Source organism: Mesorhizobium sp. M1E.F.Ca.ET.041.01.1.1, assembly GCF_003997355.1.
Lineage (GTDB): Bacteria > Pseudomonadota > Alphaproteobacteria > Rhizobiales > Rhizobiaceae > Mesorhizobium.
Genome location: NZ_RZSL01000151.1, coordinates 1 through 11850, shown reverse-complemented (window position 1 = coordinate 11850; position 11850 = coordinate 1). Strand labels below are relative to the sequence as shown.

The 11850-nt window shown below is 65.8% G+C and carries 7 protein-coding genes and 1 pseudogene; 4 read left to right on the top strand and 4 right to left on the bottom strand.

All coding sequences use genetic code 11. The features are described 5' to 3' along the window. The 3 genes and pseudogenes from EOA38_RS14900 to EOA38_RS14890 form a co-directional block, all read left to right on the top strand. Positions 1-3260 (top strand): annotated as a pseudogene (locus tag EOA38_RS14900) (protein ndvB); the annotation flags it as partial. A gap of 374 nt (positions 3261-3634) precedes the next feature. After that, positions 3635-5404 carry a glucan ABC transporter ATP-binding protein/ permease gene (locus EOA38_RS14895; RefSeq protein WP_127299537.1) on the top strand — a complete coding sequence of 590 codons (1770 nt, stop codon included), beginning with the start codon at positions 3635-3637 and terminating at the stop codon, positions 5402-5404. 186 nt (positions 5405-5590) lie between these two features. Continuing rightward, a complete protein-coding gene (locus EOA38_RS14890; protein WP_127299536.1) occupies positions 5591-6370 on the top strand; it encodes a heme ABC transporter permease in 780 nt (259 codons plus the stop codon). A gap of 214 nt (positions 6371-6584) precedes the next feature. Here the strand turns inward: EOA38_RS14890 and EOA38_RS14885 are convergent, their stop codons facing one another. Continuing rightward, on the bottom strand, positions 6585-7643 hold the full coding sequence (locus tag EOA38_RS14885) for a D-TA family PLP-dependent enzyme (RefSeq protein ID WP_127299535.1): 1059 nt from the start codon (positions 7641-7643) through the stop codon (positions 6585-6587). Between the two features lie 213 nt (positions 7644-7856). On the opposite strand from EOA38_RS14885, the gene EOA38_RS14880 reads away from it, so the two are divergent. Next, positions 7857-8543: a D-lyxose/D-mannose family sugar isomerase gene (locus EOA38_RS14880; protein ID WP_126094310.1), complete on the top strand. Its 687-nt coding sequence runs from the start codon at positions 7857-7859 to the stop codon at positions 8541-8543. A gap of 246 nt (positions 8544-8789) precedes the next feature. On the opposite strand, the gene EOA38_RS14870 is transcribed toward EOA38_RS14880, so the two are convergent. From EOA38_RS14870 to EOA38_RS14860, 3 genes are all read right to left on the bottom strand, one after another. Next, the gene (locus EOA38_RS14870; protein ID WP_127299534.1) at positions 8790-9653 is read right to left on the bottom strand and encodes an RDD family protein; all 864 of its coding nucleotides are present in this window, start codon (positions 9651-9653) and stop codon (positions 8790-8792) included. Beyond that, positions 9640-10659: a stage II sporulation protein M gene (locus EOA38_RS14865; RefSeq protein WP_127299533.1), complete on the bottom strand. Its 1020-nt coding sequence runs from the start codon at positions 10657-10659 to the stop codon at positions 9640-9642. The genes EOA38_RS14870 and EOA38_RS14865 overlap by 14 nt, the downstream gene beginning before the upstream one ends. Then, the coding region (locus EOA38_RS14860; protein ID WP_145965966.1) for a DUF58 domain-containing protein at positions 10656-11850 on the bottom strand (1195 nt) is incomplete at its 5' end. The genes EOA38_RS14865 and EOA38_RS14860, both read right to left, overlap by 4 nt.

The following is an 11850-nucleotide window of genomic DNA, read 5'->3' as shown; positions in this document are numbered from 1 at the left end:
CGATTGGCGCCGACAACGGTCCAGAAGGTCAGCGAGATCTTCTTGTTGGCCGGCACGCGCACCTGGCGGCGCTCCGCCGCCAGGTGCGCGTGCCTGCCAACAAGAAGATCTCGCTGACCTTCTGGACCGTTGTCGGCGCCCATCGCGGCGAGCTCAACGAGGCGATCGGTCGCCTCGACCATCAGGAAAGCTTCGCCCGCCAGGCGATGCTCGCCTGGACGCGCAGCCAGGTGCAGACACGCCATCTCGGCCTCAGCCTGACCGACGCCGCCAATGTGCAGAAGCTGGCGCGTTACCTGATCTATCCGGACCCGTTCCTGCGTCTGCCCGCGGAATCGATCGCCTCGGGCCTCGGTCGTCAGTCGAGCCTCTGGCCGACCAGCATCTCCGGCGATTTCCCGATCTTCCTCGTGCGCATCGGCGACGTCGCCGATCTTGAGATCGTCGCCCAGGCGCTGCGCTTCCAGGAATATATGCGCGCCCGCGGCATGATGATCGACTTCGTCGTCGTCAACGAGCAGGCATCCTCCTATGTGCAGGACCTGCAGCGCGCGGTGGAAACGCTGTGCGAGAACAGCCGCCTGCGCGGGCGCGAGCTTGGGCCCCGCCAGCACATCTTCGCCGTGCGCCGCGACCTGATGGACGAGCCGACCTACAAGACCCTGCTGTCGGTCGCGCGCGTGGCGCTCCATACCCGCAACGGCACCATCTTCGACCAGCTCGAACGGGCCGAGACGGCCGCATTGCAAGCCCGCGACGCCTTGCAACAGGCCGAGGGCGGGACGCCGCGCGAGCCGACCCTTCCGCCCTTGCCGGTGCCGGCAAGCCGCGGAGCCGATATCGCCGCCGACGGCAGCGGCCTCGGCCTCTGGAACGGCTTTGGCGGTTTCGACGGTGATGGCCGTCACTATGTGACGCGGCTGACCGGGCGGCGCACGACGCCGCAGCCCTGGATCAACGTCATCTCCAACGCTTCCTTCGGCTTCCATGTTTCGGCCGAAGGCGCCGGCTTCACCTGGAGCCGCAACAGCCGCGACTACCAGCTGACGCCGTGGTCGAACGACCCGGTGTCGAACCGGCCGAGCGAGGGCTTCTACATCTACGACCAATTGACCGGCAAGGCGTTCTCGCCCATGGCCGCGGTGGTGCGCGACCCCTCGATGACCTACGAGACCTGGCACGGCCAGGGGTTCTCGACCTTCCGCTCGAAGCGAGGACCGCTGTCGATGGACCTGACGCAGGTGGTCGACCCGGTGGATCCGGTGAAGATCACCCGGCTGCGCATCCAGAATGCCGGCCAGGCGCCGGCAAGGCTGCGCGTCTATGCCTATGCCGAATGGGTGCTCGGCGGCCACCGGTCGCGCACGGCGGCGACCATCGTGCCGACGCGGGACCCGGCAACAGGCGCGCTTCTGGCGCAGAACCCCTACGGCCTCGACTTCGGCGAGCGGGTGGCTTTCCTTGCCGCCACGGCCCCGGTGCATTCGGTAACCGCCGATCGCAGCGAGTTCATCGGCAGGCATGGCACCACGGAATATCCGCAGGCCGTGCTTGGCGGACTTGCCCTGTCCGGCCGCGTCGAGGCGGGCGACGATCCGTGCGCGGTGATCGCCAGCGACATCGACATTCCGGCCGGCGGCGACGTGACGCTGTTCTGGCTCCTCGGCGACGCGGGCACGGCCGCCGGGGCGAGCGCTTTGGTGCAGACCCATCGCGGCAAGGATTTCGACCAGCGGCTGGCCGACAACGAGCGCGTCTGGCGCGGCTTCCTCGAGACCATCCAGGTCGATACGCCGGACAAGGCGTTGAACGCCATGGTCAACCACTGGCTGCCTTACCAGAGCCTGGCCTGCCGCATCCGCGCGCGGTCGGCCTTCTACCAGGCGAGCGGCGCCTTCGGCTTCCGCGATCAGCTGCAGGACACGCTGGCTTTGCTGGCGCACGATCCGAGCCTGGCGCGCGACCAGATCCTCAATGCCGCGCGCCGGCAGTTCCCGGAGGGCGACGTCCAGCACTGGTGGCTGCCGCGCACCGATGCCGGCGTGCGCACCATGATCTCGGACGACGTGGTGTGGCTGGCGCACGCGACGGCCCGCTATATCGAGGTCACCGGCGATGCCGCGATCCTCAAGGAGCACATCCCCTTCATCGACGGGCAGGAGATCGGCGAGGGCGAGCACGATGCTTTCTTCACGCCCGAGATCACCAAGACCACCGCCCCGCTGTACGACCACTGCGCAAGGGCGCTCGACCTCGCCATCAAGCGCAGCAGCCCGGCCGGCCTGCCGCTGATCCTCGGCGGCGACTGGAACGACGGCATGAACCGCGTCGGCGAGGGCGGCAAGGGCGAGAGCGTGTGGCTGGGCTGGTTCCTTCTAAAGACGTTGGGCGACTTCGCCCCCGTCGCCAAGGGACAAGGCGATGCCAAGCGGGCGCAGGCCTGGACCAGGCATGCCGACGCGCTTAAGCGGGCGCTGGAGAGCACGGCCTGGGATGGCCAGTGGTACCGGCGCGGCAGCTTCGACGATGGCACGCCGCTCGGCTCGAAGAGCTCCGACGAGTGCAAGATCGACTCCATCGCTCAGTCCTGGAGCGTGCTTTCGGGCGAGGGCGACCCGGCGCGGTCGACGACGGCCATGGAGCAGGCGACGAAGATGCTGGTCGACGACGAGCTCAAGATCGTCAAGCTGTTCACGCCGCCTTTCTCGAACAGCGACAAGGACCCCGGCTACATCAAGAGCTACCCGCCGGGCGTGCGCGAGAATGGCGGCCAGTACACCCACGCCGCCACCTGGTTCGTCATCGCGCTCGCCGAAATGGGCCGCGTTGACGAGGCCTATCGCTGCTTCTCGATGCTGAACCCGGTCAACCATGCCTCGGACGAGGCGGCTGCCGAGCACTACCGCGTCGAGCCCTACGTGGTGGCGGCCGACATCTACGCCGGCGAAGGAAAGGGAGGCCGCGGCGGCTGGACCTGGTATACGGGCTCGGCCGGCTGGCTTTACCGGGCGGCTGTCGAGGGAATCCTGGGCATCGAGCGGCGCGGCAAGCAGATCACGTTTAGGCCGAAGCTGCCCAGCCACTGGGACGGCTACGCCGCCACGCTCAGGATGTTCGACGGCGAGATCAAGGTCCGCGTTATCCGCGACAAAAAGACCAAGTCGATCTCGCTCGAAGTCAATGGTTCGAAGACAAAATCGGGGTCTTTCGAACCGAAGGCTGGCGAGAAAACCGAGGTCGTGGTCAAGATACCCGCGTAAAATCAAAGGCTTGGCTTATAAGCCGCGCGTCCCCTCGGACGCGCGGCCAAGCTCGGCGTTTTACTTGGCGATAATCCCGGCCAGCGTCCCCAAGCTCCTTTAGATCCGGCTAAGCAAGCGCCTTGTGATTAAAAATGTGGCAGCAAGGGGCAAGTGCCATTATTTTGCCGCAAGGGTGACATTTCACCTTTTATCTCAAACTGTTAGGTGATCACGTCAGATTTCGCACCGTCGTCATCTTTTGTTCGCTAAATGGGAACGGAAGCGATAGACGGGCATTGTTTTGCGACGCGTTAACCGGTACGTGTCAAAAAATGGTGCAGTGCACAAATCCGGAATTGAGCACGGCTAGAGAGTTTGGCGGAGTAGCTGAAGTGACACTTCTGCAGATTTACTTGAGAGCGCTGGGTTATCTGGCAGCCGACAAGAAGCGTGTCGCGCTGATCTGCGGCGCCAACATTGCGCTCGCAGCGATCGCGATCCTCGAGCCGATCCTGTTGGGTCGGGTGATTGGTGCCATTTCCGAAAAGAGCGCGGTGTTTTCGACACTCGCCGTCTGGGCCGCTCTTGGTGCCTTCAACGTCGTCGCTTTCGTGCTGGTGGCGCGCGGCGCCGATCGCTTCGCGCATGCCCGCCGTTCCGAAGTGCTGTGCCAGTCCTTCGAGCGCGTGATCACCATGCCGCTCGCTTGGCATCACCAGCGCGGTACGTCCAATTCGCTGCATACGCTGCTGCGCGCTGTCGAGACCCTGTTCAGCCTGTGGCTCGAATTCATGCGCGTGCATCTGTCGACGGCCATCGCGCTGGTGCTGCTTGTGCCGACCGCGCTCGCCATGGACATCCGCATGTCCATTGTGCTGCTTGGCCTCGGCGTGCTTTACGTTGGCATCGGCCGTATCGTCATGCGCCGTACCAAGTCAGGGCAGACCGCCGTCGAACGCCACTACCACACCGTCTTTGCCCATGTGTCCGACAGCGTCAGCAATGTCGCCGTGCTGCAGAGCTACAACCGCATCGGCCATGAGACCGCGACGCTGAAGCGTTACGTCAAGGACCTGCTCGACGCGCAGAACCCTGTGCTCGACTGGTGGGCGATCGCCAATGCGCTGAACCGCCTGTCGTCGACCATCTCGATGATGATCGTGCTCTCGATCGGCGCCTATCTTGTCACCCGTGGCCAGCTCCGCGTTGGCGACGTCGTCGCCTTCACCGGCTTTGCCGGAATGCTGATCGCCCGTCTCGACCAGATGTCGGCCTTCACCACTCAGATTTCCGAGGCGCGCGCCAAGCTCGAGGATTTCTACCGCCTCGAGGACTCGTCCGCCGAAACCGTCGAGCCCGATGGGCTGCGCGAGCTCACCAACGTCACCGGCCATGTGCGCTTCGAGGATGTCAGCTTCGAGTTCGCCAATTCCGGCCACGGCATCGAGGACGTGTCGTTCGAGGTGCCGGCCGGCAAGACGGTCGCCATCGTCGGCCCGACCGGCGCCGGCAAGACGACGCTCATCAACCTTCTGCAGCGCGTCTTCACGCCATCCAGCGGCCGCATCCTGATCGACGGCATCGACACCCGCACGGTGACGCGCAAGTCGCTGCGCCACTCGATCGCCACCGTGTTCCAGGACGCCGGCCTGCTCAATCGCTCGATCGAGGACAACATCCGCGTCGGCCGCGCCGATGCGAGCAACGACGAGATCCACGCCGCCGCCAATGCCGCCGCCGCGCAGGACTTCATCCTGTCGAAGAGCTGCGGTTACGACACCGTCGTCGGCGAGCGCGGCGGCCAGCTCTCTGGCGGCGAGCGCCAGCGCATCGCCATTGCCCGCGCCGTCCTGAAGGATGCGCCGATCCTGGTGCTCGACGAGGCGACCAGCGCGCTCGACGTCGAGACCGAGGACCGCGTCAAGGAAGCGATCGACGAGCTGCGCCGCGATCGCACCACCTTCATCATTGCCCACCGCCTGACCACCGTCCGCGACGCCGACTTGGTCGTCTTCATGGACAAGGGCAAGGTGGTCGAATATGGCGGCTTCACCGAGCTGTCGCTGCGCAACGGCCGCTTCGCAGCCCTGCTGCGCGCCGGCGGCCTGCTCAACGACGAGGAGGTCCGCCGCCTCAGCCGTCCGGTCAACGAAGCGGCGTAAGCTCAAGGCGATCCCTTCTCCCCTTGTGGGAGAAGGTGTCGCGGGAACGCCAACGCCTCACTCCGCTGGAACACCCCTCATCCGTCTCGGCGCTGCGCGCCTCCACCTTCTCCCACAAGGGGAGAAGGGAAGGCTGCGACAACCGTCCAATTGCCCCGGACGCATCGCCGGTCTATTTAGGTCGGCATGAGCGACACCACTTCACGCCTCGCCGGCTGGGCCGATCTCGCCAACCCGACGCGCTTCGTCGGGCTGGCCGGCAAGGTCATTCCTTGGCTGGCGGCGGCCGCTGCCATCCTGCTCGGTGTCGGCCTTTATATAAGTTTCACCGCGCCGGAGGATTTCCAGCAAGGCATCACGGTGCGCATCATGTATATCCACGTGCCATTCGCCTGGATCGCCATGATGTGTTACTCGATCATGGCAATCTCGGCACTCGGCACGCTGGTCTGGCGTCATCCGCTGGCCGATGTGGCGCTGAAATCGGCGGCACCCATCGGCGCCGTCTTCACCGCGCTGGCGCTGATCACCGGCTCCATCTGGGGCAAGCCGATGTGGGGCACCTGGTGGGTTTGGGACGCGCGGCTGACCTCGGTCTTCGTGCTCTTCCTGATGTATCTCGGCATCATCGCGCTGACGCGCGCGCTGGATGACGCCGGCCGTGCCGCGTGGGCCGCCGCGATCATCACGCTGGTCGGCTTCATCAACATCCCGATCATCAAATTCTCGGTCGACTGGTGGAACACGCTGCACCAGCCGGCCTCCGTCTTCCGCCTCGGAGGGCCGACCATAGATCCCTCGATGCTGTGGCCGCTTGCCGTGATGGCGCTCGGCTTCACCGTGCTCTTCTTCGCGCTGCATCTGATGGCGATGCGCACGGAAATCTTCCGCCGAAGAGTGATTGCCATGCGCAGGGTTGCGGCCAGGCAGGCCGAGAAGGCCCCCCCTTCTCCCCTTGCGGGGTGAGAAGCGGTCCGCGTAGCGGACGAAAAGCCAATTGCTTGGCTTTTGAGCTTTGAACGCCCTGAGCCAGCGAAGGGCCGGGTGATGGCCGCGAAGCGGTCGGATGAGGGGTGATCCAGGGAACGCCGGCCTCTCACTCCGTCCAACACCCCTCATCCGTCTCGGCGCTGCGCGCCGATCCACCTTCTCCCACAGGGGGAGAAGGGAAGGCGCTTCATCACCCCATCCGCCCACGCGCAGCCACCGGCAGCGTTTCCAGCACCTTGTCGCCGTCGATCAGGTGTACCTGGTCGAACAAATTCGTCACTACGCAGCAATGGTCGGGAACCACCCGCACGCGCTCGCCGATGCGAAGGCCTGCGCCGTCGGCAAGCGTGACGTTGCCATGCTCTTCGCTCAAGCCCGTGATGAGGGCGCCGGGCACGCCGAGCAGTTCGCCGAAATCGGGCAGCCCGAGCGTATCGGAGGAAAGCGCCTTGCTGCCGCTATCGAGGATGGCGCGGGTCGGCGTCGGGTGGCTGACCACAGTGGCGAGCACCGTCAGCGCGCAGTCGTCGAGGGTGCCGACGCCTTTGGCGACCTGGTAGCGGTCGAGATAGATGTAGGTGCCGGGTCGGTACTCGGTGACGACGCTGTCCTCGCCTGAGCGCCACATGTCCGGCGTGCCGCCGCTGGAGATGCGCTGGCATTCGAGCCCGGCCGCGGCAAGCGTCTCGCGCGCGTTCCTCAGCCAGGCCTCGGCTTCGGCGGCGCGGCCCGCGGCCGGATAGGTCATCAGCCCGCCGAAAGAGAGCCCCTTCGCTTGGTCGATCACCTTCGCCAGCGCCAGCGCCTCGGCCGGGGTCTGCACGCCGCAGCGGCCCATGCCGGTGTCGCACTCGACCAGCACCTGGAGCGGGTGGCCGGCATCGCTAAAGGTGGCGGCAAGCCCTTCCAGTGTCTCATGGCTGTCCGCCGTGACCGAGAGGGTGACGCGGCCATGCAGGGCCTTCAGCCGCTCCAGCTTGGCGCGGCCAAGGATGTTGTAGGGGATAAAAATGTCCGTCAGCCCGGCATCGGCCATCACTTCGGCCTCGCCGATCTTCTGGCAGGTAATGCCGATGGCGCCTGCCGCGGCCTGCTTCTTCGCCCAATAAGGCAGCTTGTGCGTCTTGATGTGCGGGCGCAGCTTCAGCCCGTGGCGGTCGGCATGCGCCTGCGCGCGTCTGATGTTGGCTTCGGCGCGGGCCGCGTCGATCAGAATCGCCGGCGTGTCGAGGTCGTCTATACTTGCCATGAAAATCACCGTTCAAACAGCATGTCTCCCGAAAGTGGGAACCGGTTTCGGGACAAGGACATGCGTAAAATCAAAAAAGACCGGATGGTTTATGGCCCCGATCCAAGCTGATGTCACCGGGCCAGAGCCGTGAGTTTGCGTCGACAGCGGACCGGCATTGGGCTATTCGGATGGGCAGAATTCAGTAGGCAGCGGCCGGAAGGAAACACGACCATGAAGCGCTCCAAAATCAACGACATCATCCGCGAAGCCGACGCCTTCATCCGCTCGTTCGGCTACATCATGCCGCCCTTCGCCTATTGGTCGCCGGAAGAGATGAAGGCGCACAAGGCTGACTCCTCGGCCATCTTCAGCTCGCGTCTCGGCTGGGATATCACCGACTACGGCCAGGAGAAGTTCGACGAGCTCGGCCTGTTCCTGTTCACCGTCCGCAACGGCCGCTACGAGGACATGAAGCTCGGCATGGGCATGCTCTATGCCGAGAAGATCATGATCTCGCGCAAGGACCAGCTCTCGCCGATGCACCGCCACAACATCAAGGCCGAGGACATCATCAACCGCGGCGGCGGCAAGCTGGTGCTGGAACTGTTCATGCACGACCGCGACGGCGGCATCGATCCGAAGGCCGAAGTCTCGGTGCCAGTCGACGGCACCATCCACAGACTGCCGGCGGGCGGACTGCTGAAGCTCGATCCGGGCCAGAGCGTGACGCTGCTGCCCGGCGTCTGGCACGCCTTCTGGGCCGAGGGTAAGGACGTGCTGATCGGCGAGGTCTCGACCGTCAACGACGATCTGACCGACAACGTCTTCCGCGATCCGATCGGCCGCTTCTCCAATGTCGACGAGGACGTCGCGCCGGTGCATCTGCTGGTTTCCGACTATGAGAAGTGGGTGGGGTAGGCGAGCGCGCCGCGTAGCATCGGCCTTATTTCGAACGTAGGCGCCGCCCCTCATCCGCCTGCCGGCACCTTCTCCCCGTATAGTGACGGGGAGAAGGGGATGGCCGCGACCGCGCCGCCCTTCCTGCAACGCTTAAGATTGGCGAAATCGCCCGCGACGCAGTCTTTCTCCCCGTCACTATACGGGGAGAAATGCCCGGCAGGGCAATGAGGGGCAGCGCCGACTTTTCTCAGCTATTGTCACGGCTCACCGCGCGTATTTATCCGCCTTCCTATTCCCGAGCAGCAGCTTGCGCTCCAGATGCGCGCGAAGCTCGCCGTAATAGGCGGTGAGGAAGGCCTTTGAATCGACCGGCTCGACCTTTGCGCCGATCTTGCGGCCGATCGTTTCCGCCACCGCTTTCATCGCGAAATAGTCGTCGCGGCGCAGCACTTCCTCAAGCTTGTGCAGCTCGGCGATGCCATAGGCGTCGAGCTGCGCCGGACTGAACTGGAAGCGGGCCGCGATCGGGTCCTTGCGCAGCGAAAGATCCTCGACCAGCGCCACCTTCGGCGCTTCGACCACCCAGGTGCCGGCGAGCAGATCGCCGATCCTTAAGCGATCGCGGTTGAACAACGGGAACAGCGAGAACAGCAGCGCCCACACCAGGCCGAAGATGGTCGACAGCGTATCGGCAACGCCGGCGCCGCCGCGCGCGGCAAGGATAGACAGCGGCAGGAACACCTCGATCTCGCGCATCAGGTTGCGCGCGATGACCTGGTCGAGGGTAAGGCCCGCGCCGCTGCGCGAGGCGACGCGGACTCCCACCATCCGTTTGCCGGGCGTCGCCGCCCGCCGGCCCGCCTCGAAGGCGATGAAATAGACGTTGCGCAGCAGGAAGATGAAGATGATCCAGACGATGAAGAGCGGCTCCGCGTCCTGCATGCCAAGCCCGCCCAGGCCGAAGATCGCGACAAGACTGACCACGACCGCGGCGGTGATGATGATCACCACGTCGAGCAGGAATCCCGAAGCCCGCGTGCCGGCATCCGCCAGCCTCACGCGCAGGTCCACGCCCTCCGGGGTGACCAGCGGGCGCACCAGCGCGGCGGGGTTCCTAGCCGTTGCCATGCCGCACCATCCGGAACAGATAGAAATAGCAGATCCAGAGCGTCAGCATGCCGCCGCCGATCGAATAACGGGCGACGTCGCCGGTGATCGTCTGCCGGCCGATGCCTTCGAGCAGGCCGGCAAACAGCAGCATCACCGCCACACCGACCATGGCGGTTGCCGCCACGCGCCCGGCTTGCGCGGCCGCCGCCATGCGCGTCAACTCGCCGGGAAAGGCGATGCTGGTGCCGATGCGCATGCCGGCAGCACCCGCGATCGCGATCGCGAACAGCTCCGTCGTGCCGTGGATCGACAGCCAGCCGCCGAGCTCGAAGCCGAGCCCCTTGGCCGCATAGACTTGGAACAGCGCGCCGAGCATGCAGCCGTTCATCAGAATGATCAGCACGCTCGGCACCGCGAAGGCGAAGCCGAGCGCGAAGGCGAGGATCGATACCTGCGTGTTGTGCGTGAAGAGATAGGCGGCAAAGCCCGAGAGGAAGTGGTCGCCGCCGCCGCCGTAGAGCACGCTGCGCAGCATCTCCGCCGACGAATCCGGATTGCGCCCGCCGGCCAGGCTCGGCGCGATGATGGCGTCGTACCAGCGCTTGTCGGAGGCGACGAGCCAATAGCCGGCGATCGCGCCGATCACCGTCAGGGCGACCGACGTCCACACCTCGCGCCACAGGTCGCGGATCGCCGCCGGCCAGTCGTGCAGGAAGAAGTCGCCGATGCGGGTTCTCAGGGAGCGTCGCGCGCCATAGAGGTAGAAATAGCCGCGCAGGCAGAGCGCTTCGAGATAGGCGATCAGCGCGCTGTCAAGCGAGGTCGCGCGCGCCACCGAAAGCGAGGACAGCGCCGAGCGGTAGAGCAGCGGCAGCGACAGCAGCTCGTCTTCCGACAGCGCGCGCGGCGCGCGTTTCTCGACGCGGGCAAGCAGCGCCTCGAACGCCTTCCAGTCGGCCTCGCGCTCCTGGCGGAAGCTTGCCAGCGACTGGCGCACCGCGTCGGTGCCGGCACGCAGCGTCATAAGAGGTTCTCCTCCTTGAGCTGGATATAGCGCTCGACCAGTGCCGGGCCGAGCCGCTGGTGGTCGGCTTCGATCACATGCGCGCCGAGCAGCCGCAGCCTGCCGATCACCACCTGCCGCTGCCTGAGCAGGTCGCCGGCAGTCACCGCGCGGGCGACGTCCTCAGGCGCCGCCGGCGCCATGTCGGCCAGCGTCTCCAGCTCGACATCCTTCATCAGCATGAACAGCACCAGATGCCGCTCGGTCAGCCGGCCGACGGTGCGCAGCATTAGCTCGGCGCTGATCGCATCGACGAAATCGGTGAACACGATGACCAGCGAGCGCCGGTCGAGCTTTGCCGCAAGCGTGGTCAGCGCCAGCGTGAAATTGGTTTCTTCGGTGGAATAGTCGATCTCGGCCGCGCGCTTCTGGATCATGGTGAAGCTCGGCGAGCCGCGCACCGCGCCGCTCGAGACGCGCGGCCTGGCGTCGAAGGAGAACAGGCTGACGAGGTCACCGCCCTTCAACGCAATGAAGGCCGACAGCAACGCCGCCGTCACCGCGCGGTCGACCTTCGGCACGCCATCGACCGGCTCGCACATCAGGCGCCCGCTATCGACGGCTAAAACGATGTTGTTGTTTTCCTCGATCCGGAATTCGCGCGCGAGCAGCTTGCCGTGGCGAGCACTGCGCTTCCAGTCGATCATGCGCCGGCCCATGCCGGGCTGATAGTCCTTCAGCGCCTCGAACTCGCGGCCCTGGCCGGCGCGCTTCTGCGCATGGCCGTCGGCAAGCGCGGAGCGCTGCAGCAGCGTGATCGCCTCGTCGCGCGCACGGCTGACGTCCGGCAACACCGCTATCTTGCGGTCCATCGGCAGCACGACCTGGTTCCAGACCAGCCCGAACGGCCCCTGCCAGCGCAGCCACAGCCGGTCGAAGCTGGCGATCCCACGCCTCACGGCGTCGAACTCGAGGTCGAGCGTGCCATTCGCCGGCAGCGCGCCGCCCGTACCGTTGACAGGCGAAAGCCGCTGGTCGTGCCCGACGCGCACCTGCAGCCGGCGCGGCCTTGCGCCGAGCCCGGCCGCTATGTGCAGCGTGAAACGGCCGCCGACGCCGACCTGCGGCGGCGCGGCCAGCGTCGCGCTGAGCGAGGCACGTCCGCGCCCGGCCGCGGCGTCGACCGCCAGGAAGGCAAGCAGCGCGCAGATC